The 25,368-nt window shown below is 37.5% G+C and carries 24 protein-coding genes, 1 other RNA gene and 4 pseudogenes; 6 read left to right on the forward strand and 23 right to left on the reverse strand.

Annotated elements, in window-relative coordinates; genetic code table 11:
• Positions 1–387 precede the first annotated feature (387 nt).
• The 3 genes from ACTXGU_RS19775 to ACTXGU_RS19785 are packed head-to-tail and all read left to right on the forward strand — an operon-like array spanning position 388 to position 3,117.
• On the forward strand, positions 388–1,434 hold the full coding sequence (locus ACTXGU_RS19775) for an ABC transporter substrate-binding protein (protein ID WP_443483248.1): 1,047 nt from the start codon (positions 388–390) through the stop codon (positions 1,432–1,434).
• A 14-nt stretch (positions 1,435–1,448) separates the two neighbouring features.
• Positions 1,449–2,294 carry an ABC transporter ATP-binding protein gene (locus ACTXGU_RS19780; RefSeq protein ID WP_443483249.1) on the forward strand — a complete coding sequence of 282 codons (846 nt, stop codon included), beginning with the start codon at positions 1,449–1,451 and terminating at the stop codon, positions 2,292–2,294.
• Complete coding sequence (locus ACTXGU_RS19785; RefSeq protein WP_443483250.1) at positions 2,287–3,117, forward strand: ABC transporter permease; 831 nt, start codon at positions 2,287–2,289, stop codon at positions 3,115–3,117. The genes ACTXGU_RS19780 and ACTXGU_RS19785 overlap by 8 nt, the downstream gene beginning before the upstream one ends.
• Positions 3,118–3,196: 79 nt before the next feature.
• Here the strand turns inward: ACTXGU_RS19785 and ACTXGU_RS19790 are convergent, their stop codons facing one another.
• The 7 genes and pseudogenes from ACTXGU_RS19790 to fabF all read right to left on the reverse strand — a co-directional run bounded on the left by ACTXGU_RS19790 (position 3,197) and on the right by fabF (position 9,571).
• The gene (locus tag ACTXGU_RS19790) at positions 3,197–4,132 is read right to left on the reverse strand and encodes an aldo/keto reductase (protein ID WP_443483251.1); all 936 of its coding nucleotides are present in this window, start codon (positions 4,130–4,132) and stop codon (positions 3,197–3,199) included.
• Positions 4,133–4,378: 246 nt separating this feature from the next.
• Positions 4,379–5,733, reverse strand: a pseudogene (locus ACTXGU_RS19795) (transposase).
• Between the two features lie 4 nt (positions 5,734–5,737).
• Entirely contained in the window at positions 5,738–6,340 is a 603-nt protein-coding gene (locus ACTXGU_RS19800; RefSeq protein ID WP_443483252.1) for a hypothetical protein, read from the reverse strand.
• Entirely contained in the window at positions 6,321–6,584 is a 264-nt protein-coding gene (locus ACTXGU_RS19805; RefSeq protein WP_443483253.1) for a hypothetical protein, read from the reverse strand. The genes ACTXGU_RS19800 and ACTXGU_RS19805 overlap by 20 nt, the downstream gene beginning before the upstream one ends.
• A 24-nt stretch (positions 6,585–6,608) precedes the next feature.
• Complete coding sequence (locus tag ACTXGU_RS19810) at positions 6,609–7,349, reverse strand: DUF4158 domain-containing protein (RefSeq protein WP_443483254.1); 741 nt, start codon at positions 7,347–7,349, stop codon at positions 6,609–6,611.
• A 41-nt stretch (positions 7,350–7,390) separates the two neighbouring features.
• A complete protein-coding gene (locus ACTXGU_RS19815) occupies positions 7,391–7,945 on the reverse strand; it encodes a recombinase family protein (protein ID WP_443483255.1) in 555 nt (184 codons plus the stop codon).
• A gap of 390 nt (positions 7,946–8,335) precedes the next feature.
• On the reverse strand, positions 8,336–9,571 hold the full coding sequence (fabF, locus tag ACTXGU_RS19820) for a beta-ketoacyl-ACP synthase II (protein WP_443483256.1): 1,236 nt from the start codon (positions 9,569–9,571) through the stop codon (positions 8,336–8,338).
• A gap of 249 nt (positions 9,572–9,820) precedes the next feature.
• Here fabF and ACTXGU_RS19825 point away from each other — a divergent pair.
• Positions 9,821–9,966: pseudogene (locus tag ACTXGU_RS19825) on the forward strand (transposase); the annotation flags it as partial.
• A gap of 180 nt (positions 9,967–10,146) precedes the next feature.
• On the opposite strand, the gene ACTXGU_RS19830 reads toward ACTXGU_RS19825, so the two are convergent.
• From ACTXGU_RS19830 to ACTXGU_RS19875, 10 genes and pseudogenes are all read right to left on the reverse strand, one after another.
• Positions 10,147–10,392, reverse strand: a complete 246-nt coding sequence (locus tag ACTXGU_RS19830) for a PaaI family thioesterase (protein ID WP_443483257.1) — start codon at positions 10,390–10,392, stop codon at positions 10,147–10,149.
• A 15-nt stretch (positions 10,393–10,407) separates the two neighbouring features.
• Entirely contained in the window at positions 10,408–10,533 is a 126-nt protein-coding gene (locus ACTXGU_RS19835) for a hypothetical protein (protein WP_443483258.1), read from the reverse strand.
• 29 nt (positions 10,534–10,562) lie between these two features.
• Positions 10,563–11,786, reverse strand: coding sequence for an MFS transporter (locus ACTXGU_RS19840; protein ID WP_443483259.1), 1,224 nt, complete (start codon positions 11,784–11,786; stop codon positions 10,563–10,565).
• 40 nt (positions 11,787–11,826) lie between these two features.
• Entirely contained in the window at positions 11,827–12,195 is a 369-nt protein-coding gene (locus tag ACTXGU_RS19845) for a hypothetical protein (RefSeq protein ID WP_443483260.1), read from the reverse strand.
• Positions 12,196–12,326: 131 nt separating this feature from the next.
• Positions 12,327–13,109, reverse strand: coding sequence for an SDR family oxidoreductase (locus tag ACTXGU_RS19850; protein ID WP_443483261.1), 783 nt, complete (start codon positions 13,107–13,109; stop codon positions 12,327–12,329).
• A 399-nt stretch (positions 13,110–13,508) separates the two neighbouring features.
• Complete coding sequence (locus ACTXGU_RS19855; protein ID WP_443483262.1) at positions 13,509–14,564, reverse strand: Mrp/NBP35 family ATP-binding protein; 1,056 nt, start codon at positions 14,562–14,564, stop codon at positions 13,509–13,511.
• A 45-nt stretch (positions 14,565–14,609) separates the two neighbouring features.
• Positions 14,610–15,602: pseudogene (locus ACTXGU_RS19860) on the reverse strand (NAD(P)/FAD-dependent oxidoreductase).
• Between the two features lie 68 nt (positions 15,603–15,670).
• On the reverse strand, positions 15,671–15,919 hold the full coding sequence (locus tag ACTXGU_RS19865) for a ferredoxin (protein WP_443483263.1): 249 nt from the start codon (positions 15,917–15,919) through the stop codon (positions 15,671–15,673).
• A 212-nt stretch (positions 15,920–16,131) separates the two neighbouring features.
• Positions 16,132–17,487: an SCP2 sterol-binding domain-containing protein gene (locus ACTXGU_RS19870; RefSeq protein ID WP_443483264.1), complete on the reverse strand. Its 1,356-nt coding sequence runs from the start codon at positions 17,485–17,487 to the stop codon at positions 16,132–16,134.
• Positions 17,488–17,521: 34 nt separating this feature from the next.
• Positions 17,522–17,986, reverse strand: coding sequence for a MarR family winged helix-turn-helix transcriptional regulator (locus ACTXGU_RS19875; protein WP_443483265.1), 465 nt, complete (start codon positions 17,984–17,986; stop codon positions 17,522–17,524).
• 212 nt (positions 17,987–18,198) lie between these two features.
• Here ACTXGU_RS19875 and ACTXGU_RS19880 point away from each other — a divergent pair.
• Together ACTXGU_RS19880 and ACTXGU_RS19885 are read left to right on the forward strand one after the other, a co-directional pair.
• Positions 18,199–18,447 (forward strand): annotated as a pseudogene (locus ACTXGU_RS19880) (winged helix-turn-helix transcriptional regulator); the annotation flags it as partial.
• A 159-nt stretch (positions 18,448–18,606) separates the two neighbouring features.
• The gene (locus tag ACTXGU_RS19885) at positions 18,607–18,948 is read left to right on the forward strand and encodes a MarR family winged helix-turn-helix transcriptional regulator (RefSeq protein ID WP_443483266.1); all 342 of its coding nucleotides are present in this window, start codon (positions 18,607–18,609) and stop codon (positions 18,946–18,948) included.
• 965 nt (positions 18,949–19,913) lie between these two features.
• On the opposite strand, the gene ssrA is transcribed toward ACTXGU_RS19885, so the two are convergent.
• From ssrA to ACTXGU_RS19915, 6 genes are all read right to left on the reverse strand, one after another.
• Positions 19,914–20,249: a transfer-messenger RNA gene (gene ssrA / locus ACTXGU_RS19890) on the reverse strand.
• A 161-nt stretch (positions 20,250–20,410) separates the two neighbouring features.
• Positions 20,411–20,878: an SsrA-binding protein SmpB gene (smpB, locus tag ACTXGU_RS19895; RefSeq protein ID WP_443483267.1), complete on the reverse strand. Its 468-nt coding sequence runs from the start codon at positions 20,876–20,878 to the stop codon at positions 20,411–20,413.
• A 107-nt stretch (positions 20,879–20,985) separates the two neighbouring features.
• Positions 20,986–23,322 carry a ribonuclease R gene (gene rnr / locus ACTXGU_RS19900; protein ID WP_443483268.1) on the reverse strand — a complete coding sequence of 779 codons (2,337 nt, stop codon included), beginning with the start codon at positions 23,320–23,322 and terminating at the stop codon, positions 20,986–20,988.
• A gap of 22 nt (positions 23,323–23,344) precedes the next feature.
• Entirely contained in the window at positions 23,345–24,088 is a 744-nt protein-coding gene (locus tag ACTXGU_RS19905; RefSeq protein ID WP_443483269.1) for an alpha/beta hydrolase, read from the reverse strand.
• Positions 24,089–24,390: 302 nt separating this feature from the next.
• Positions 24,391–24,624 carry a preprotein translocase subunit SecG gene (secG, locus tag ACTXGU_RS19910; protein ID WP_443483297.1) on the reverse strand — a complete coding sequence of 78 codons (234 nt, stop codon included), beginning with the start codon at positions 24,622–24,624 and terminating at the stop codon, positions 24,391–24,393.
• 97 nt (positions 24,625–24,721) lie between these two features.
• Positions 24,722–25,249, reverse strand: a complete 528-nt coding sequence (locus ACTXGU_RS19915; RefSeq protein ID WP_443483270.1) for an SRPBCC family protein — start codon at positions 25,247–25,249, stop codon at positions 24,722–24,724.
• Positions 25,250–25,368 lie beyond the last annotated feature (119 nt).

Here is a 25,368-nt window from a genome sequence, read left to right on the forward strand (position 1 = left end):
CATTCATCTTTCTCTTCTCCTCTTCATTAAAATAAATCAATAGACTTTACTTTACAAAAAAATACTTTGGGTAAATTTGCAACTATTTAAAATCAATCACATTATTACATTATTCCGATTGGTAAGCAAGGTTTTATTTTTATATCATTTAAATTTTTTCACTTTAATAACGGGACAATAGTTGAAATAATAGGGATTAAGCAACAAACAAAAAATTTTCAAAAAATAAAACCTTGTATTTTAATCGGAATAATGCAATTATATAAAAATACATAAGATCTGATTGGACAACCAAAGGATCCTTTGCCTTACTTATGCATTTCAGTATAAATAAACGAAGGATGCTCTTTTTATTTTAGAAATTTGTTAATTAACGGAGGAACAAAAATGAATGTGGAAAAAAGAAAGTTGCTAAATACTTTCTATGTATTCTTAACTTTAGTCATGTTTACATCGATTTTTCTAACTGGATGCGAACAACAAAAGGCGAGTAAATCAGCGGATGGAAAATATGAAACAACAGAGCTGCGATACTATAGCAGCCCTGGAGCTGTAAGCTTCCCTGAACTAGCGGAGGATTTAGGCTATTTAGGACCTATCAAACTGAAAAATGTCGGCATCCCGCCAAGTGGCGGTCCGCAGGAAATACAAAATGTGGTGACTGACGATGTAGATTTCGGCAGTGCTTTTAACGGCGCCATTATTAAGTTAATTGCAGCGAAGGCTCCAATTAAATCAGTTATTGGGACTTACGGTATCGATAAAGATTCATGGGTGGGTCTGATGGTGTTAGACAATAGCCCTGTTAAAAATGCAAAAGATCTTATTGGAAAAAAAGTTGCATTAAATACGCTTGGCGCCCATGGAGAATACATGTTAAAAGAATACTTGCAACGAAATGGTTTAACGAAAAAAGAAATCAGCACCATCACTTTAGTTCCTGTCCCACTCGGAAATATCGAGATGGCTTTACGACACAAGCAAGTGGATGCTGCTCTATTCGGAGGAATATTCCGAGATAAAGCAATACAGCGCGGCGGCATCCATCCTTTAGTTACTGACTATGATATATTCGGCAACTTTACTGCTGGCAGCTACGTAATGAATAAGAAGTTTTTAAAAGAACATCCAAACACCGCAAAAAAATTCATTGAAGGAACAGCTAAAGCGATTGAATGGGCGCAAACAACGCCACGCGACCAAGTGATTAATCGATTCACAAAAATTGTAAAAGAGCGTGATGGAGTGAATGTAGATACTTCAGGTCTACAATTGTGGAAAAGTACGGGAATAGCAGGTAAAGGCGGTCTTCTTCATGATGAAGAATTTAGTATTTGGATCAACCAGCTTGTCAAATCGGGAAAATTAAAAGAAGGGCAGTTTACTCCGGAAGATATATATACAAATGATTATAATCCTTACAAAAATCAGTAAAAGGAGAACATATAATGACAGCAAAAATCAAATTCCAGAATGTTTTTAAAGAATTTAACGTGAAACAAAAAAATACAGTAACAAAATTTACTGCTCTTCATGACATCAATTTTGAAGTGAAAACCGGAGAGTTTATGGTGATTGTCGGGCCAAGTGGATGCGGTAAATCTACATTTCTTGATTTAGTCGGTGGACTGTCAAAACCAACGTCTGGTCAAATTTTGTTAGACGGGAAACCAATAAAAGGTCCTAGCCTTGACCGCGGCATTGTTTTTCAACAATATGCCTTATTCCCTTGGAAAACTGCACAGGGGAATATTGAATTCGGTTTAGAAGCAAAAGGCATTGCAAAAAAAGAGCGTACAGAGCAAGCGAGATATTATCTTTCACTTGTTGGTTTATCTGGGTTTGAAAATCGATATCCCCACGAGTTGTCTGGGGGAATGAAGCAGCGAGTAGCGATTGCTCGCAGCCTTGCTTATAACCCTGATGTATTATTAATGGATGAACCTTTTGCTGCATTAGATGCACAAACGAGAGAAACGTTGCAAGAAGAGCTGCTTCGAATTTGGGAACAAACAAAAAAAACAATTATCTTTATTACACACGGTATTGATGAAGCCGTTTATTTAGGGCAAAGAGTTGCTGTGATGACCTCTACTCCTGGTACTATAAAGAAAATTATTGATATTCCATTAATAGAAAGAACAGGTGAACAAGATTTACGTGCCAATCCGGAATTCACAAAGATTCGCCACAATATTTGGGAACTTTTACATGAAGAGGTTGCTAGAGCTCAGCAATTAGAAAGAGAAAAACAATTAGGAAGCATAGAAAGAAAGGAAGTTAAACATGGCTAGTTTAGAAGAAACAACAACATTAAGACAAAAAAACACGGAAAAGAAGCATATATTTCCAATAGTATTTTTTAAAATAGTTTTAAAAAGATCGTTGGCTATCTTATTATTGCTAGCTATTTGGGAACTAATACCTCGGATTGGTTTAGTAGAAATTGCATTTTTCCCACCTTTCTCAGAAGTCGTACGTGCATGGTTCCAATTACTGCTATCGGGTGAATTATTAAATCATGTAGGGTCAAGTTTATTTCGATCGTTTATCGGTTTTTCTTTCGCATTAATTGTAGCGATTCCACTTGGTTTATTAGTTGGCTGGTATAAACCTGTAGCTGAAACATTAACACCAGTATTAGAATTATTTCGAAACACTGCCGCATTAGCAATTTTACCAGTTTTTATTCTCATTTTAGGCATTGGTGAATCATCTAAAATTTCCATTGTTATGTATGCATGTTCATGGCCTATTTTATTAAATACAGTTAGTGCTGTAAAAGAAGTAGATCCCTTGCTTATTAAATCTGCAAAATCAATGGGACTTTCCTCATTTCGATTATTTCAAAAAGTAGTATTGCCTGCTTCAGTACCAACAATTTTCACTGGGATTCGTCTTGCAGGAGCAAGTTCTATTTTAGTATTAATTGCTGCTGAAATGGTAGGAGCTACCTCTGGATTAGGCTACTTAATTAATTATTCACAACTAAACTTTGAAATCCCAAATATGTATGCAGGAATTATCACTATCTCATTAGTAGGTTTAGGATTCAACTGGATATTAACATCGTTAGAACGCTATTTTTCTGCTTGGAAACATTCTCAAAAGGCCTAAAACCTTGATAGTAAATAATTAAAAATCTGAAAAAAACACTGAAACAATAAAAAATCGCTTCAGTGTTTTTTTATATTCATTAAGGCACCATATTACCTGCTGCTTTATAAATTTGGTACCATTCTTCTCTTGTTAATTTAATATTTGCCCCTTTGCATGCATCCTTCATTCTTTGCGGATTTGTCGTTCCAAGTACTACTTGAATATTGGCCGGATGAGTGGTAATCCAAGCAATCGCAATGGCTGTGTTTGTAACACCGTACTTATTTGCAATGTTGTCAACCACTTCGTTTAATTGTGGAAAACGTTCTAAATCACCTAAAAATGGCCCGTCGAAAAATCCTGTTTGGAAAGGAGACCATGCCTGCATCGTAATATCATGCAAACGACAATATTCTAAGACACTGCTATCACGATTAACTGATTGATCAATATTCATATTTAAAGAAATACCAGAATCAATAACAGGTGTATGTGCGATACTGAATTGAATTTGGTTGATTACTAGTTTTTGTGGTATGTATTTTTGCAATAATTCTATTTGGCCAGGATTATGATTTGATACACCAAAGTATCTTACCTTTCCACTTTGGTGAAGGACTTCAAACGCCTCTGCTACTTCTTCAGGTTCCATTAACGGATCAGGACGATGAAGCAATAGTGTATCTAAATATTCTGTTTTTAAACGTTTTAATATTCCATCTACAGATTCTAAGATATGTTCTTTTGAAAAATCATAATACCCTTCTTTCGGACGAATGCCGCATTTACTCTGTAAAATCATCTTTTCACGAATCGTAGCATTCATGTTAATCGCATCTGCAAAAAATGATTCACATTGACCAATATAATCAGGACCATAAATATCTGCATGGTCAAAGAAATTAATTCCTTCATCTATTGCAGTACGAATGATCTTTTCTGCTTCAGATAAAGAAAGCTGAGCTAAACGCATATTTCCCATAATAATATTAGAAACTTCTAAATTAGTGTGTTTAATTGTATTATATTTCACGTTTAATCCCCTTTCACACTCTTAATATTTACCCTTTTTACAATTTTTGTTCGCTTTAACTCTCTACCTAAAAACCTCATCAGTATATCATATCTTAAGAAATGTTTGAATACAATTTTTGATATGATGGAATTTTTTACCCATAAAGAAAAAGACCAGAAGTATACACGGGGTAAGTCCGAGATAAGTGCAAAAACGGCATGATAGATAGGAAAAAAATGTAAAAAGGGATCAAAGGCCCTTCATTTAAGCTGTTTTAAGTTCTAACCCCAACTTTCCATCTAAAGGTTGAGGTGGTTCTTCTAAATCAATGACGTAATCGCCAAATCGTTTGATATGTTCCATAAGATAGGGACTTAGTACACTTAGATCGTCTGGGTCTACGTAATGCCCTTCTTTCCTTAATTGACGAATTGCAGTGGTCATATCCACAACGTTTTGAAAAATAACTGCGTTTGCAACCAGGTCTCCATACTTAATGGACTTTTCCTGTTGCTCAGGATCATTGTCAGCAATAACGCCATGTCCACCAAAGAACAGCCATTTGGAAAATCCGTTGTAAGCCTCTACTTTGTTAGTGGTAGCAGTGATTGTCCTGCGCAAATCAATATCAGAAATGTACTGGAGTAAGAAAACCGTGCGCACGACATGTCCCAGCTCTCTGAATGCCTGATAGAGCTTGTTTTTTGACTGTAATTCCCCAGCTTTCTCAGCAACATAGCAGAAGAGATTTTCCCATGCTTAATGGATAAAACCACTCGTAAAAGATCCTTCCAATGTAATTCGATTATATCCCAGTCGATCGTATCACTAAAAAGAGAATCGATGTGATTATATTTCATGTCAGGGCTAGGTCGAAAGAAAGTGAGCTGCTTGAAATTCCGAATTCTAGGCATCAGTTTGATACCCAGCAGATGAGATAAGCCAAATACAGTCGTAGATTGACCTTGTGTGTCGGCATGAATAGTGTCTGGTTGCACATCCGACTCATTTTTCAGCAAACCATCAAGGATATAAACAGCTTCCCATACCCCGCAGGGGATGAAATGGCTGAAAAGAGCAATGTAGTTGTCAGATACATGATGGTACGCAATCCCACCATAACCTCCATATCGAATATGGTATTCGGCCAATAGATTTTCCTCATAAATATCGTATTTGGTTCCATCTGCTGCGGCAGATTCACCTTTTCCCCAAAGCTTAGGTAAATCAAACTCATAATGATAATGGTTTATGATATCCTTCAAAGCTTGGTCAATCTTTCTCGCCGTAATATGCCTTTGATTTGTATAGGATAGGACACTCCCGGTCACATTTGCTCGCATATGCCGAGCTGCCTGAACAGGTCCTAAATTGCAGCCATAAGCAAAAGTAGTCAAAATGTATCGCTCACGTGGATTCTTTAGCTTTGGATCGGACCCGGAAGATGGCCCGAAATGACGTGTCCAATTGATCCAGTGTTCCACATTGCACAAGATATCAATCAAATTTCTTTCGGGGAGACGCTCTTTAATCAACTCCTCTAATTCTTTCAATGACTTTTTGTATTCACGTTTCTTCACTTTTTTTAAAATTGGCTCACCGGCTTCGTTGATGCTCACATGCTCATTCAGGGAAGTTCCGGTCAATTTGTTTCGAGGCCTCAATCATCCATGATTTCAATCCTTTTACAAAGTCTACCTCATTCTCAGGGAAACCTAATTCACGACAGTATTCCGGTATTAAATGTTCACACTTTTCCCAAGGTAGCAATTGTTTTCGATAGTCAGCATACGACTCGGAACCCGGGACACAAATATCGCCAGATTTTAGTTCTGTTGCAATACAAGAGAAGACACAAGCTTCTAAGTGCCGGCGATGAATGAGCCAACCTCCAACCCTTTGTTTTACGCGAACCATTCTGCGCCATTGATCAGAGGCAAACGAGAGATCCACTTCGTCAGGTAGCCAATCCGTGCGCTTGTTCCTGTTTTCCATCACAAATTCAAGAGCATGCATTAAGGATTGATCTTGAGAGGTAGTTGTAAACTGTAACAGATCAGCAAGCCTGAAAAGAATAGACCGACTATTTTTATAATGTTTCTGAATGAAAGGGTAATAGTTATTTCCATTAGTTGAAGCCACTGCTTCACATTTATACAACAATGTCTGGACACTTCCATAAGAGGCGATGGTTTCTTTCACTTTTTCATGGAATAACTGCATCATTATTCTCACTAGCCATGATAAGCAAAACCTCGTTAAAGATTGAAATCAAATTCTCTAGTTCGTTTTGCTTCTGTTCCTTCATATCCTTGTGATCTTCTTTACTCGAGTTGTGTATGGTTCCAATCCGTTTTTGATACATTTCAGCCAAGTGATCTTTGGTTTTTACTTGGGCCTGATGAAGCAAACAAATGAGAAGAGTGATCCTCTTCGGTTCGGAATAATCTTTTAATTCGGCTGCATCCAATGATTTGGCTTCAGCTGCATAATATTAAATCTTAGATGGAGCAATTCCCTCCAAAAACGGTGTCATATCACCATAAGACTGAAGCCAAATAAAATAGTCGATATGATCTCTTAGATTTTTCAAAGTTGGCTTTTTTGGAAGAGTTTTAAACCGATTGTAGTCACTGTAATGCTGGTTTGTGCTTCTTATGAGTAATTCATTGAAAGAATGTATTTGTTCGCTGGACAGCCTACTGAATACCAGTTGGAACAGCTCTTCATTTACAGCCCTACGAATTTGCCCGGTTAACTCATCTAGGACACGAAAACTTGGTAGCTCGCATCGACTTTTAACGAGTTCTTCAATAGCGATATTAATTAGATCAGAGGGATGATCTTTCACCTTAGCTGCTTCGGTTAAGATGTTTATCATGATAGGACGTGTCTCTTTTCCGTTCGGTATGACATGAAAATACTCTCGGATCTTTTGTTGATATTTACGGGTAACTCGAGACGTTTGGATATCTAATGGAGTATCTAGAGATAAGCTTAACCAATCTCGAATATGTTCAATGATCCCTTTCGGGATGGAGTCACTCTTTGGAAAGTATCCTAATTTCTGAAATGTTTTCAGCAGCACCATGGCTTTCAGCAAAAATTCTGATCCCCGTGCAAAGGAATGAACAAATTGGGTTTCTTCTAATGTTGGAGTATAGATTTGATGTAGTTCTTTTTTTGTCAAGTTACGTTTAAATCGAGGATACGCTGTTCTCTCAATCGATGCCATAGCACAAACTCCCTTTATTTTTTCTAAGATGTTTGGAACGCTTACTTTTGTAAATAGCGATAGAGAGTGGCTCTGCTAATTCCAGTCATTTCAACAATTTCTTTTACACTATATTGCTCGGTATGATATAGATTGATTGCTTTTGTAATCTCTCTTGAATTAACTTTTGGTCGTCCTCCTTGCCTTCCACGTGCTCTGGCGCTTTTTAATCCCTCTTTGGTCCGTTCTACAATTAAGTCACGTTCAAATTGGCTAAACGCTTGAAACACTGTCATCATTAATCTTCCTTGTGGTGTTGACGTGTCAAAGTTTTCTTTTAAACTGATTAATTTAACATCGTGTTCTTCAAAATAATTGACTAAATCAATTAGATCTTTCGTACTTCTACCTAAACGCGAAAAACTCTCAACTACTACAGTATCACCCGGTCTTAATTTATCCTTCAGTCGATTTAATTCAGGGCGATTAGCCTTTATTCCTGTCATTTTTTCAGTTAGTATTTCATTGCAATTATAATTTTTCAATAAATCAAGTTGTCGAGCTAATTCTTGTTGTAGGGTGCTTACTCGAGCATAACCATAAACATATGAACTCATTTAAAATTTTCACCTCTAAGTAAAATTGTATCATAAACGGTAGTTATAGATATATAGATTTTAAGCAATGATTTGAAACATTAATAAAGTTATAAAATCGTTCAAAATTAGTTAAAAATAAAAAATCTCAAAAACAATCGTTTTTGAGATTCATAAATAAAATAAAAATGCCACCCTTCAGCCATACTGAAAGGTGGCATTTTATTTCGAGAACTGAATATTCCAGAAATGCGCCTGATTATTGAATATTGGAAAATGTGAAAAAGCTACAAAAATGGCACCTCAGGTATTTTACTAAAGCACCTTTAGTTGAATTTGACGTGGGTCGGTGAGCATTTAATCAATAGAATAATATATAACCTATCGATTATTCCTTTTCTTCAGTCCTATCTATATCGAAAATTTCTTAAATGCCAATACTGCATTATGTCCTCCAAAACCAAAACCATTAGAAATAGCATAGTTTATTTTCATGTTAACTGCATGGTTTGGAACATAATCTAAATCACACTCTTCATCCGGTATATCATAATTAATAGTTGGAGGAGCTATATCTTCCATGATACTTTTAAGGGTTATAACAGCCTCAATCCCACCTGCTGCTCCAAAAAGGTGCCCAGTCATCGATTTAGTGGAACTTACCTTTAAGTTATATGCATGAGCACCAAAAACACTTTTAATCGCTTTGGTCTCTGATTTATCTCCTTCAGGGGTACTTGTACCATGTGCATTTATATAATCCACATCAGTCAATCGAATCTTTCCCATATCTAAAGCCAATTTCATTGCATTTGCGGCCCCATTGTAATCAGGGGCAGTAATATGATAGGCATCTGTTGTGGAACCATAACCTACGATTTCTCCTAAAATTGTCGCTCCTCTTTCTCTCGCATGTTCATATTCTTCCAGGAATAAAACACCTGCTCCTTCAGACATGACAAAGCCATCACGCCCTCTGTCAAATGGGCGACTTGCCTTTTCTGGAAAATCATTAAAAGTAGACATTGCTCTCATTCTTGAGAATCCAGCAAAAGCTAGTGGATTAATAGGAGCTTCAGCCCCTCCAGCTAATATACCATCAGAATAACCTTGTCGAATATTTAAAAAAGCCTCCCCAATAGCTTGATTCCCTGTTGCACAAGCAGAGACAGGTGAAAAGCTAGGCCCCTTAAAACCCGTTTTTATAGATATTATTCCTGACGCCATATTACTGATCATCATTGGAACCATAAATGGAGAAACTTTTCTTGGTCCTCTTTCAAGCAAAGCTTTATGATTATCTAATGTAGTATTAATTCCTCCAATACCGGAACCAATATAAACCCCTAATCGCTCCTTATTAACATTTTGTAAATCAAGATTCGCCTGTTCCAAAGCTTGTTGAGCTGCGGCAACAGCATACTGTACGAATAAGTCAAATTTCTCCTTTTCTTTTTTATCAATAAATTGCTCAGCGTCAAAGTCGGTAATATAACCTGCAATTTTGGTGCTAATATTGTTATAGTCATCAGATTTAATTTTTTTTATGCCTGAGTTACCTTCTTTAATGTTCTTCCAGAACGCTTCAACTGTATTTCCTAACGGTGAAACGACTCCATATCCTGTCACTACAACTCTTCGTGTCATCAACAACACTCCCCTGTCATTCTTTTTCACATAATTACTTCAAAAGATCTTTAAGTTATTCCAATATTTTAGAAAAGAAATCATCTCTTAATACACGTTTATATTGTAATCCGCCTTTGGTGCTTGAGTTGAGATGAGAAAAACTGCTAATGCCCCCAGATCGTCAGTATTTTGAATACCTCCTTCCTTTTTGGCGTCATTAAGCAGTTCTGTTAGAAAATCTATTTCCATTTGACTTAGTCGTTGTACGGAACGCCTTTCTGCTCGATGGGATTTGCGCTGACGGCGATTATCTAAAGTTCCGATGTCATCACGCCACGAGCAAAGTCGATTGCCCATTTTGCATGTCCGCCTGCTCATCTTCCAGCTACGGCATGGTAGTTAAAGTAGACGTTTTTAATGCCGGATTTTTCCACTTAATATTATTCCAATTTTCACATTATTACCTAATTAGGATACGGTACCATAGCCTGTTATTACGACTCTGCATTGAATAGAAAACCTCTCCGTGATTAAAATTAACGATAGTTTAACTATCTATTTATTGCCTTTTCTCCGTTTAGTGTCATACAAGTTTAACTGGCTTTCGCTACCAATGACTCATTCTCATCAAAAATAGTGCATTCTATAAGGCCAATGGAACTTCCCTTTTTCACTACAATGGCATTAGCTTTTAAGGTCGTTTTCCATACGGGTTTCACATAGTTAATTTTCAACTCGATCGTTGTAAACGTTTGGCTTTCATCTAATAATGTAGCGTAAGCCACTCCCATTGCTGCATCTGCCAAATCACATAGAATACCACCATGTACGGTTCCCATCGGATTAAAATGTGTTTACCTTGTCTTTAATGTGAATACGGACTTTCCATTCTTAACTTCTACTAAATCAAACCCAATTAACTTCGCCACAGGTGGGACTGAAATTTCCTTGTGCGCATTTAGTTTAATCGTATTCTCCATCATCCATTCCCCTTTACGTTGTTTGCGTTTTATGTTTCCAATACAACTTTCTCCTTTTCACTTACAAAACAAGTGAGTATAAGGGCAGTAAAAAATATGAATATGGCAAAGACATATGCCTCTCGACCCCCCCCTAAATGCTCAATAATTGATCCTGCAAGAAAGGGTCCTACTAATTGACCAGTTGCAAAGAAAATGGTTATGAAGCCCAAAACGGCTGGTACTAGATAAGGAAGAGAGCGTTCTACTGCCATCGCTTGGACAAGAACCATGAGACCTCCAATGGAAAAACCAAATAAAATTGCCGAAGCCATAAAACTTATTATGTGATCATTGACGACTGGAATAATACCTCCCATGACACACAAAGCCAAAGCAACGAGTAAAGATTTTTTTCTTCCTACTTTATCTGAAACGATTCCCCAAATTGGACCTCCAATAATTGTAAATAAGCCAGAAATTGAAAATAAACTACCGGCCACTCTTTCGCTGATCCCAGAGTGTTTCATAAATGATGTTTGGAAAAGGATTGGGATAAGATAAGCCGATCCAATTAAAAAGTAAATAATACCTACCCTAAGGATTTTTCGGTTTTTGTAAGCATGAGCGACTCCTTGATTCCTATCATCTTTGTTAGTCACACTCTTTCCTGGTTCTTTCAATACGATCCATGAGAGTAGTGTGAATAAAATAGAGGTAATGGAAAAAATTAGCCAAATAGCCCTCCATTCCCATACCGGAAAATACCTAATCAAATAGGTGGTTATGAGACCACTAAGAAGCATTCCTGAACCCACCCCACTTAATAAGACACCGAGTACTAATCCCTTTTTCTTTTGGAATTGGATGACTAGTAAAGACATTATGGGGGAAAAGGCTAGAGCACTTCCTGCCCCGCAAAAAAACATAATAAGCATGTATAGATAAAAGGAGTTCGAGAATGAAAGAAAAAGGAAGCTAACTGTGACGAGAAAGCCACCTGCCATAATGACTTGTTTCATTCCAAACTTGAGTGCTAATAACCCAGCTAAGGGGGATATTGCAAGAAAGCCAAGCGAGATCGTTGTTGCTAATAATCCTGCCTGTGTGTAGTTCATATTTAAGTCGGCTTGCATAAAAGGCATTAACACACCATAAGCCAATCTTGCAAAGCCAGTAGTCGAAATAACCAACAAGAAACCCGCAATAAGTTGTGACCACATAGACCATTTTTTATGTGCTAGAATATAAATCCCCCCTGAATAAAATACCAATCGGTTTCTTTTTGTTCAAAAAAAAGAATAAAAAATAGAATTAGAAAAGAATAGCATTTATCTGCATGATGACCATGTTTAAATATCTCTTATCCTTATACAATCTGCTAAGGGCCAATGCACCCTCCATGGAAGAGAGAATGAATACAGTCATCTGTTCAGAATCAACATTCATGTTAATTTCATTTTGACCCTGACCAAAAAATTCAATCAAAATTTCTGAATCATCTACTTCAATGGCTGCATTCATTAAGGGACAGCCACCCACTAAGATATCATTGTTGTTCAAAGTCATAAAAATAGAAGAAAAAGCCTGAAATTGTTCGTTTGCTGTTTCCTTGGATTTGATAGCTTGTAAATAATTTTCTTTTAGAGTAATTAAAAAGTATGAAAACGAAGCTTTGGCCAATTCGTCCTTACTATCTAAATGTCTATATATTATATTCTTCCTTTTTTTAATCCTGTTACCTCCATTATTTTAGAGATAGAATTGGATATTTTTTAAACGCAATGAGTTTAATGTACCACTGTTCCGTATAGTTAACTCTTGGTTTGAGTCAGCATATTGTCAACAGTTTTACTTATCTGATTTAACATAAACTGAGGTGCAACACGACTCATGAACTTCAGCGCACTGCTCTGGCCCGGCAGGATCTCAAAGCGATCCTTTTTCAAACCCTTGATTGCGTACCTAACCATCTTACCAGCATCCATAGGTTTTACGGCTTTGATCTCGTCGGCATCAAAAACTTCAACTAAAGGTGTCTGAATAGCTGGAGGCGCCAATTCAAACACTTTAATATTAGTATTTTTTAGCTGTATTCGCAGTGATTGTGTATATGAATGAATACCGGCTTTCGTCGCACAATATACCGGCAATGCCGGATAAGGAACAAATGCAAGTGCAGATGAGACATTCATAATCGCAGCGGATTTCTTCGCCTTTAAATGCAATAAGAATTGGTTCACCATGCGGATCGAACCGCTGAGGTTAATTTCAATCTCGCTACTGAAATCCTCTAAATCAACCTCTTTGGTATGAAAGTTCAATTTACGCATAACCCCAGCGTTATTGATCAGAACATTCAGTTCTGGAAATTGACTGATTACTTTTTCAAAAAGGTCAGAAATGGCCTTTGGATCGCTTACATCACATTGAAATGTGTGAACGTTTGGCAGTTTCTTTTTGGCTAAGTCCAGTTTGGAATGATCCCGCCCAGTAATAATTACGGTGTTCCCAAGCTGAAGGAGCTGAGTAGCAAGCTCGAATCCAATCCCGGATGTTCCCCCCGTTATGAGAATTGTGTTGGAATCCATTTTCATAAAAATCAATCCTTTCTCTATAAATGATTTATATAGTGGCTTTTCTTGCTTTATTGAGCAATAAGATTCTTAAAGAGCATAAGCATGTTTTTGAGAACATTCATTCTAAATTATAAAAAAACTTCATTTGTTCAGTATTACTAAGGAAAAATCCGCTATACGATGTAACTTTTTTTGATAGCTGAGGTTCTTGCAAGTACCTGAATCCCAAGCAAAATATTGTGCAAGCTTTCTGCCAAAACTTTAGCATCATAATCACATGGAAATTCACCTGTTTGCTGTCCTTTGCGGATAAGATCCGCAAGAAGATGCTCTGTTTGAATAAATGCTGTACGTTTGCTAGTTGGCCGGCGAAAATATGTTAGTCGGTGGCTAGGGGGCAGACCCTCTGATTTTGAGTTACCCCCTTGTTTTTTCAATCACTCGTTTCGAAATTTGCTCGTAAATCTTCCCGATTGGGTGATCCTCACTGTAGATTGAACGTGCAAAATCTTCTTCATTTACCTCAGGATGCCCAAGTGGGATTTGTCCAAGCAAATCAGTTTTTAATTCCTCGGTCAGTCGCTTTCCTCCACCTTTTCCAAATACATATTCCTTCTCACCAGTCACACCGCTTTCAAAATAAGCCATATTTTCAACAACACCTAGGATTTCGTGATGTGTTTTTATCGCCATTGTACCGGCACGTGCTGCTACAAAGGCAGTAGTTGCATGCGGCGTTGTGACAAGGATTTCTTTTGAGTGCGGGAGCATAGTATGAACATCTAATGCAACATCTCCGGTTCCCGGTGGCAAATCAAGAACTAAGTAATCCAATTCTCCCCATTCTACTTCTGTTAAGAATTGATTTAATATTTTGCCAAGCATCGGCCCTCTCCAAATAACAGGTCCATTATCTTCAACAAAGATACCCATTGAAATTACCTTGACGCCGAAACGCTCGACTGGGTAAATTCGATTAGCAATTACTTTCGGTCTTTCTTCAATCCCCATCATATCGGGTACACTAAATCCATAAATATCAGCATCAATGATTCCGACATTTTTCCCTAAACGGGCAAGAGTTGTCGCAAGGTTAACAGAAACAGTTGATTTACCTACCCCGCCTTTTCCACTCATTACAGCGATGAAGATTGTTTTGCTATTAGGAGCAAGAATCTGCGGTCCGTTAAAAGCAAGCTCATTTAGGCCACCAAGTTTTTGAAGCTCCTCGTTCGTTAATTCCTCAAAGCGAAGACCTACTGAAGTTGCGCCTTCTCCTTTTATCACATTTACAATTTCTTGCTGCACTTCCATTTGCTCAGGTGTTCCCGTTTGTGCTAGTGCAATTTTCAAACTAACATTTCCTTCTTTTACTTTTAGCTCACGAAGGCCACCAGTATCAATAATGTTTTTATTTAAGTCACGATCCTTTACTCTTTTTAATGCCTCGATAACTATTGCTTCTGTTATCAATACGGACACCTCCCTTTTTCCAAATATTTGATTTGATATCTATCTCTAACTAAATAAAGAAGTACTATGTGACGGTTGAAGTTTCGCTTTAGGATCAATATAGGCTTTGGCATTATTGACTGCAGTAGGACCTTCGCCAAAACCTGATGCAATTAATTTAACCTTCCCGTCATACGTACAAATATCCCCAGCTGCATAAATGCCTGTAATATTTGTTTCTTGCTTAGAATTAACTACAATTGCATTTTTCTCAATTTTCAATCCCCATTCTTTAATTGGTCCGAGAGAAGAGACAAAGCCGAAATTAACAATTAAATCATCAACGTCAACTACTTGTTTATGTTTAGTCTTAGCATGTTCTAAAACGATTTGTTTGATATGATCTGCCCCTACCAACTCTACAGGGATATAGGGTGTTTTCACTTCAATTGAAGAATTCATCAATTGCTCTACGCTATGTTCATGCGCGCGAAATTTATCTTTTCTGTGTATCAATGTTACTTTTTCAGCGATTTGTTCTAACATTAAAGCCCAATCAATAGCAGAATCGCCACCACCTAGAATCCCTACTTTCCTACCATTAAATTGGTCCATATCGTTCACAAAATAATGAATATTGCTATTTTCAAAACGTACTGCATCCTCTAGTTCCAGTTTGCGAGGCTAGAAAGCTCCATTTCCTGCTGTAATAATAACTGATTTTGAATAATGAACATTACGATTTGTCGTTATCTTAAATGTATCATCTACTTGCTTTTCAATCTGTTCAACTGCTTCTTCAAGGCAAATTGTTGGTTCAAATACCTTCATTTGCTCTTTTAAATTTTCAACTAATTCCTGAGCACGTATTTTTGAAAAACCAGCTATATCATAAATGAATTTTTCTGGATAAAGAGCCGACAACTGTCCCCCTAGTTGAGGGAGGCTCTCCAAAATTTTCACCTTCGCTTGCCTCATTCCTCCATAAAAAGCTGTAAACAAGCCAACTGGTCCACCACCAATTATGGTTATATCATAAATCTTCTTTTCTTCTATCATGATCATCACCCTTAGTTAGAATAAACATAGAATTCTAGAGTTATTTCTTTCGTTTTTTGTTTTTACTTCTATTCAAGCTTTGATGAACTTCCTTCAAACGACTCTTCAGCTATTTTAATTGATTCAGTTGGACATCCTTCAAAAGCATCTAGTAAGTCATCTTCGTATTCATCAGGTACAATGGCTGTTCCTGCATTATTATCTAAAATAACAAAAGCGATCCCCTCATCATCGTAATCAAAAATAGTTGGTGCAGTAGCTCCACATGCTCCACACGCAATACAAGTTTCTTTATCTACAATTGTATATTTTTTCATTTTTACTTCCCTACCTTTATATTCAATTTACGGCTTTTGAGAGTTGCAATGATTTCTAAACATTCTAGTTCTAATACGTTCTAATACAATTTATAAAGCAATAAGATTTGTCATTGGCTTTTACCAACCTTTCCTACAACCAAGAAGATATACTCCAACTTTGCCATTATTCAAATCCCTCTTTGCATAAAAATAGTGTATATACACTATTTTTATGCAAAGCATTTCTCAAAGTTCATTAACAATTTGGGGTTCCCTTTGATCCGCAGTTTTCTTGTCAGCAATGCCGCCGCCACATTTTTTTCCTTCGCCACGATCTTAAGCCACGTTTTGCTATCCACCGTAATCCGAATATCCGGCTTGCCGTGAAAACCGTCCCGAATCTGGAGCTTATTGTCACGAATGTCGATTGTCGTTTGTCTCGTTTCATCTCCGGTGAATGCAAAATGATAGGTGCAGTTTAAACCCGACGCCTGCTTCGGCTGGAATGCATGAGGCATCAGGGTGATCAAAAGGCGAATCGTGTTCGGCCTGAGGCCATTCCCGACGCGTTTTACCGTTTTATGGGGAAAACGTTTCACGACATACGCTTCCGCATCAGAGCCAGGGGTTACATACACCGTCTCCTCTTTTGCCTGCAGCGGCTTTAATATATCATTCGTGAACCCTTTACGGTCTTTCAGAAACGGCCCGATCACATCTTCGCCCGCCGGACAAACCGACAAGCAATAAGCCGCTTTGTAGTTAGCCCCGAAACTCAAACTTTGCCACCAGGAAGTCGTTTCGGTTATCGGTACTTCATTCCGGTACTCTTTGACGTTCTTGCTGTCCACGATCGTTTCCACCAAGTCGCTGAAACCACCCATAAACTCACGATAATTGTGCGTAGCGCATGAAGAAAAATTAAATTGGCCGTCCGCACCGATCGCGCCCACAGGGCAGGCAGCTACGCAAAGTTTGCATTCCAGACACGGGTTGTAGTCAATCGGCCGGTCTTCCTGGTTGACTCTGGCATCGATCATAATGGCGCCAAGCAGAATGAAGTTTCCGAATTTCGGATGAATCACGTTACGGTGGATGCCCATATGGCCTAAGCCTGCCGCAACGGCAACAGGCTTGAGCGAAATGACCCAAGTCTTGCCTGGAAACTTATCCATCTCCATCGGGAAACCAACTGCTGAATTTAAAGCTCGTATCCCCCGCGCTTCCAATCTGGACACGATGTGATGGGATATCTCCGCTATCTTATCGCCGGTATGATGAAATTCAATATTTGCAAGGGATCGCGCTGGTGTGCGGATCGGTTCTCGATTCATTCTGGCAACGAAACTGATCACAGTCTTGGCATGCGGGAATGCGGATAACATGTCATCCCGTTGATCATCCAATTCCGAGCGTTCAATGGATACAACCCCTACATCGTCAGCTCCGGCCTCTAGGCATAATTCTCGTATCCACTCATAATCAACCGTTTCGTTGTCAAGAGTGGTGGATTGCTCAGAGGATTCGTAGTAACGCACAACTGTGGGATGTTTGTTGATTTTGGACACTTTCATCCATCCTTTCATATTAAGTGTATATACACCTTTTTGGTGAAAAAAATTAATCTCGCCTGTTCAGCTTAATGATATCAGACAATTGACCAAGCAAACCTTTATAACGGTCATTGCCCATATAGTCTCGAATACGGGTTTGCGCCTGTTCCCATAACGGCAGCGCACGCTTAAGAAGGTCCCGGCCGTCGGGTGTCAGAGCAATAAATCGTTTCCTGCGATCCTCCCCTTCCGTGATCGACACCCAGCCTTGTCTCTCAAGCGGCTTGAGATCCCGTGGCAATGTGGTCCGATCCATCAGAAGAATTTCGGAGAGTGATGTAATGGTGACAGACCCGGCCTGTTCAAGTGCCATCAGCAATGACAACTGTGTAGACCGAAGCCCGACTGGTCTTAAATATTCATCATATAAACTGGTAATGAACCGGGACGCCTTTCTTAAATTCAAGCTAGCGCACTCTGCTGCATAATCGGTCGTCCTTGAAAAATCTGCTGTTGAATTTTGCTCTTTCATAATTTTTACCAACCTTTCCTACAATCAAGAAGATATACTCTAACTGTTGAATTTTCTTCTCTCATAATTACGAGTATATACACGTATTTTGTCGATGTCAATCTTTATAATCATCTTAAACCTGGACGAATCCTTTTTTATTATTAAAAAGGAACTTCAACCTAAGATCTTTATGTGCTTGCTTATTAAATTAACGCAGGTTACTTAAATAAATAAAAGGAACTAAACGTCGTTATTCCGACATCAAAAATTTTCTATGGGACCTGTCACAAGGTTCACTCACTAAGTAACTAAGAGAATTAAAGAACGATGGTGTCATTAAACGTGAAGTGTTTCCTGTAGTTCCTCCTAAAGTAGAGTATTCGCTCACAGAAAAAGGAATGAAATTAATCCCTGTTCTAGATATGATGGAGGCTTTTGGTAAAGAGTATGGTGAAAAGGCAAATAGTACAAACGATTAGTTGGGCTTTGACCCATGAATTGACTTAAAATACACTCCAAGTTATAGTTAGGTCACTAATAATTTTAGACGGGGAGTTTTTATATGTTAAATGATGAAATAAGAGAGCTTTTAGACAAAATTTCGTCACAGACACGAAGAAATTACAATCATTTACTACATGATTCTTAACTTGCATGTTGGACAAGATAACCTTTTATGTAAACTATGGAGAGAAGATGGCTTAACTCAAGTTGAACTTTGTAACAAATTAAATTGCGAGGCTCCCACAGTTACTAATATGGTTAAAGCTCTTGAGAAGAAAGGGCTAATTATTCGACGAAAAGATTACAACGATAAAAGAATTATTAGGATATTCCTTACCGACGCTGGAAAAGACCTTGAAGCCCCTGTTAATGAAAAGTGGAGAAAACAACAAGATAGGCTATTGACAGATATTACTTTGGACGAGAGGATGCTTTTAAGAAGGTTGCTAAAACAAATGGAGGCAAATCTTTTCTAATAAAAGTTGCTACTTCTACATTGATACCCTCATCCTACTTACTCACTAATCCACCTCAATGAAAAAAGCAATGCCTGTTAAGGTATTGCTTTTTTTAACCTTTTTAGTATAAACATAGACATAAAAATACTGTCTATATCAAAGAAAATCATTAATATTATCCTTTGTTCTTCTTCAACTATGCATGCGTTAGTTTAAGTGAAAACATTCACAAAATATCTTTTTTACATAAACCACCAAGTGTTTTTCAAGAATATGACCCGATTGCTGAACTAATTGGTATTTTCCCAGGTGGCCCTTCAACCCTTCAATCGTTTCTAAACCCCTTTTTACATTTTTTTCTATCTACCATGCCGTTTTTTGGACTTATCTCGGACTTACCCCTACACCATCTAATCCGATATTAATTCTTAAAAATTAAGTCAAAATAGAACTAAAATAACATTTTAAAGCAAAAGTTTGTCACCTATACTTTTAAGACATAAAGATGTAATAGTGACATTTTTGTGCTTTAAGTTACACTCATAATGTATATATAAAACTTTAATTTACAATTATTATCTCAATTAAAAGTTCAAGCATAAGTTTTCATTAAGTATTTTCAAGCATAAGCTTTCATTTTACGAAAATTTATGGTTGAAGTCACAAATAGACAAATAAAAAACCACCAAATATGTATTTGGTGGAGACGGTGGGACATGCTGTTCCATGCTTTCGTCATGGCACTGACTATATCTTGAACCTAAAATTTAGGTCCCCCGGCGTATTATACGAAATATAAATTTGCTTTCTGCAGAATTTCGCATCCTAGTACTACCAACTATTTGGCAGCCTATAAGTCGATACACGGCTGTTGAATTGCTTCACATACCGCTCGGCATTGCCTTATCACATTTTAGTGACTTAGGTTTCACCGATAAAGCCGGATTTTCACTTGTATGTTGCCATACAAGGCGACTAAATGTTAATCGAACCCACGTCCAGAAACATCGCCACTTAAGCTTCTACGAGTGTAGTCAACATATTCGCATTTCGCTCATTCATCTGCCTGTTGACAGGCGTCCGATGAGCTAGTCTGATTGTTCTCTTCCTTCATCCTCAGACGGTGGAATCCGGCGTAGCCCACTTAAAGTGAGTCCCTGACCCTACCACATGGGCGATGGAGGGAGGAACCGCTAAGCGCTATTAAGCAGCTAAAGCGAAGTTGTTTTGTTTTTTGCCAGTTATAGGCTTTGACGTTTTAACGAGGCCGATCCCCTCGACTCGCAACTTAAGCTCGAACTATCCCTGTCGAATCCGTAACGTCCCCATTAGGATAAAATCATGTGATTGTTACATCACCTGATTCACGCATAAAGCGTTAACGTTAGGAAGCTCAAAAATAGGAGCTTTAGTTTGCTTGTCTTATCGACATAAATTATTATAACATACTTCATTTATATTTCAATTGTAAAGTTTTGGATTACATTTTTTGCCTTTCACGAAGAGCTCGCTCAATGTTTCGGTTCGCTTCTTTCTTTTTCAACGTCTCGCGCTTATCATAGTTTTTCTTACCTTTACCTAAACCAATTAAAACCTTCGCAAAACCATTTTTTAAATATAGCTTTAATGGTACAAGAGAGTAGCCGACCTCTTTCGTTTCACCAATTAATTTAGCTATTTGTTTATTATGAAGCAACAGCTTTCTTGTTCTTAATGGATCATGGTTGTATCTGTTTCCTTGCTCGTATGGGCTAACATGCATTCCATACAAAAATACTTCCCCATTTTGAATGCGAGCATAAGATTCTTTTAAATTGACTCTTCCGCCACGAATCGATTTTATCTCTGTACCTTGTAAAACAATTCCAGCTTCATATGTTTCTTCTATAAAATAATCATGATTTGCTTTTTTATTTTGTGCAATTACTTTGCCTTCACCCTTTGGCATATTACCTTCCCCCTAACAACTATAGCCACTATTGTATCAAATAATGGCTGTACAAACAATTTCACACAAAGATCGAGAGCAAAGGGGAATTCCTTCCCCCTCTCTGCTTAGCGCCGCTTTTTCTTTCTTTTTGCTTTCGGTGCATTTTCGAAAAACTTTCTTTCTTTTTTCCCTTTTCTTTTTCCTTCACCGTTGCCTCTTTTATTATCATTGTCTCGACTCGATTTTCCTTTTCGTGGTGCCCGTGAAGAGCTGCCAGTAGAAAAAACCTTCTTTTCCATTTTTGGATCTCTGCGGCGCGTTCCTTTCATGCCAACGATTTCAAAATCGATTGCCCGCTCGTCTTTATTAACATTAACAACGCGAACAGTAATTTCATCCCCGATTCGGAACACTTTACCCGTTCTTTCCCCGATCATGGCAAAATGACGCTCATCATAACGATAATAGTCATCTGTCATATAACTTACATGCACTAATCCTTCAATCGTGTTCGTCAATTCCACAAACATGCCGAAATTGGTTACAGAGCTGATGATGCCATCATATTCCTCGCCAATTTTATCTAACATATACTCCGATTTTTTCAATTCATCGGTTTCACGTTCTGCTTCCACCGATCTTCTTTCCATATTGGAAGAATGCTCCGCAATATCTGTTAGTTTGCTGTTCCATTTTTCTTGCGTAGAAGAACTGATATCTCCTTCAATTAAATATGTTCGAATTAATCGATGAACAATTAAATCAGGATAACGTCTAATTGGCGATGTAAAATGAGTATAAAATTCAGTTGATAAACCAAAATGGCCTAGGCTTTCTGGATAATATTTCGCCTGCTGCATCGAACGAAGCATCACAGTTGAAATAACCATTTCTTCTGGTTTCCCTTGCACTTCTTCAATTATTTCCTGCAGCGCGCGTGGATGAACCGAATTTGCTGTTCCTTTTACGATATAGCCAAAATTCGTAATAAACTCAAAAAATCTTCTTAATTTATCTTCTTTCGGATCTTCATGGATTCGATAAATAAAAGGAACCTGCATCCAGTGAAAATGCTCTGCAACTGTTTCGTTGGCAGCCAGCATAAATTCTTCAATTAATTTTTCCGCAACAGAACGTTCCCTTAACACAACATCATGCGGTTTTCCTTCTTCATCTACCAGCACTTTTGATTCTTTAAAATCAAAGTCAATCGCACCACGCGTCATTCTTTTTGTACGCAATATTTGAGCAAGCTCTTCCATCAGTTCAAACATCGGTACAAGCGATTCATATTTGCTTCTTAATTCTTCATCTTTGTCTTGCAAAATAGCATTAACATCTGCGTACGTCATGCGTTCCGTTGTTTTAATTACACTTTGAAAAATTTCGTGGGAAACAACTTCTCCAGTAGAACTGATCTCCATTTCGCAGGATAAAGTTAATCTATTTACTTTCGGATTTAAAGAGCATATTCCATTCGAAAGACGATGTGGAATCATTGGAATAACACGGTCTACTAAATAAACACTTGTTCCTCTGTCTTCTGCCTCCGCATCAATTGGAGAATTTTCTGTGACATAATAAGTAACGTCTGCAATATGGACTCCTAGCTTATAATTGCCGTTATCCAGCTTTGTTACGGTAACAGCATCATCTAGGTCTTTTGCATCTGCACCATCAATTGTGACAATTGTTTCGCTGCGCAAGTCCCGTCTATTTTCTATTTCTTTTTCATCGATTGTTTCAGGTGTTTCATTCGCTTGATCCAACACTTCTTTAGGGAAAGCCAATGGCAGTCCATGTTTATGTATAACCGATAAAATATCTACACCTGGATCATTTTTATGCCCTAAAATTTTTACAACGGCACCTTCAGCATTTTTTCGCCCTTCTGGATAAGCAGTTAATTTTACAACTACCTTATGACCTTCAACTGCACCTTTTGTACTTCCTTTTGGAATAAATATATCTGTTGCAATTTTTTTATCATCAGGAATAACAAATCCAAAATGTTTGCTTTCAGAATAAGTGCCGACAATTTGCTGTACGCCTCTTTCAATGATGCGGACAATCGTTCCTTCTCTTCGCTGACCTGAACTCTCTGATGTGACACGAGCTAGTACGACATCTCCGTTCATAGCGGTTTTCACTTCATTAGGAGGGATAAAAATATCATCTACCCCTTGTTCTTCAGGGATAACAAAAGCAAATCCTTTTGCATGCCCAGCAAGCTTTCCTCTTACTAAATTCATTTTTTCCGGCAATCCGTATCGATTGCTACGCGTACGAACTACTAACCCTTTTTCTTCCATTTGAACAAGCGCTTTAACAAAATCCTTAAACCCAAGGGAATCTTCAATACCAAACGCCTCTTCCAGTTCCTGAACCGTTAATGGCTTGTATGCTTCATCTTTCATATATGTTAATAGCTTATCTATATGGTTTTGTATAATATTTTCCAATTCATAACCTCCCTTATATGGATTATTCTTTCCAGTCTAAACGCTCTAAAAACGTATAAAAATCCTGAAAGACTGCTTCTTTTTCTTTATCATGTGTAATAACATGACCAGAATCTTCATACCATTTAATCTCTTTTACATCCGATTCTACTTCTTCATAAATAATATTTGCACTGTCTGTATTAATCATGTGGTCATGTCTTGCCTGAATCACAAAAGTTGGGGCATAAATAAGATCGACATTTTTGCGGACATCTGAAATTAATTGCTGCAACTCTTTTAACGTATTCATAGGAGCAAATTGAGCCATTTCTTGTTCAATCACTTCTTCTGATTTTCTTTCACGAATCTTATAGTTGCGCGCATATTCCAGAACGCCCTCATACATCACTTCTTCACTTTTTATATACATAGGGGCACACATTGTTACTATACCCTTTACAGGTACATTGTAACCTAATTTAAGAGAAAATACGCCTCCAAGGGATAAACCGCCCACTGCTATTTCTTCATACCCTTGATTTTTTAAAAATTCATATCCCTCCATTACATCCTGCCACCAATCTTTTGGACCATAATGTACTAATTCTTCTGGCGGAACTCCATGTCCTTTATATAAAGGGATATGACAAGTATATCCTTTTGTATTTAAAAAGCGTCCCAATAAACGTACATCAGAAGTGTTTCCAGTAAAACCGTGCAGCAATAACACTGCTCTATTACTATCTCCTTCAAACGTTAATGGTTTTTGTTCAACTACTTTCATACCTTAGACTCTCCTTTGACTCTATAATTATCATTCCCTACATTTATGTTACCTTGTTTTAATGGTAGTAGTAAAATGTTATAATCGAAACTCCTATAATGATATAGTATACTTCTTATTTTAGTCAGACATATTTAGAGCAATCCAGTATTATGTATTTTAATCATGCTTTTTTGAAAGAGTGTGAATGGACTTATAAAAGTACGGTTCTAATCACTCAATCTTTCACTAGCATTTTATCCTAATTCGAAAAAAACCTGACCTTCCACAGGCCAGGTTTTCTATCTATACCAGACTAAACTTTACAAATCAAAATAACTTACTCCAATTGTTAATACAAAGAACAGAATTGCCAACACAATTGTCGTATTGTGAAGAATTAAATCTAATCCTCTTGCTTTTTGTTTACCAAAAAGCTGTTCAGCTCCACCTGAAATCGCACCGGATAATCCAGAACTTTTCCCAGCTTGCAGAAGAACTACTACAATTAAAGCTAATGCAACAATAATTAATAACGTAATTAATACTGTGTGTATCATAATCACACCTCCATTAAGACGAACATTACATTAGTATTAATGTAACATATTTTAGATATAGGAACAATAGCAGGCAAAAAATAAGCTATTATTTTCAGCGTTCATTTTCCGCTAAAAATTCATCCAAACACTCAAATTGAGAGGACATTCCTTCTACTACCCCCATTTCCATCACTTGCTGCAGTGCTTCCGGTGAAGGAAAACAAGATCGAATATTTAGCAGCGTGTTTTCTCCTTGCTCAATAAAGTTTAGTGTAATTTGTATGCTCGGCATTTCAGCTATCGTATTTCCATCTTTATCTGAAAAACTATCTGTATAGACAATTTTATTCGGTACATCGATTTCCTTAAAAACTGCTTTCCCCCATGATTCCTGCCCAAAGAATTCTCCTTGTTTTTTATCCACACATTTCATGCAATAATGCCAAATACCGTTTTGTTCAAATTCAAATTTCTTATTTTCTGTTTTCCAGCCTTTCGGACCCCACCATCTTGCTAAACGATCTGATTCTGAAAAAGCTTGGAATAAAAAATCTTTAGGTGCCTTAAAAATTCTCTCTATCACAAGATCCTGTCCTTCAACACTTGTTTTTAAACGATTTATTCCTTTGCTTTCAGTCATTTAAATTCCTCCTGCGGGAAATTTTTCTTTTTTATTATTCATCGTAATATTCTAGGCAAAACATGAAATACCTTTTAATTTTTTTATTTTAAAGGCTACGCTGAAAAGAAGTTCCGCAG

Source organism: Niallia sp. 01092 (assembly GCF_052318935.1).
Classification (GTDB): domain Bacteria; phylum Bacillota; class Bacilli; order Bacillales; family Cytobacillaceae; genus Niallia.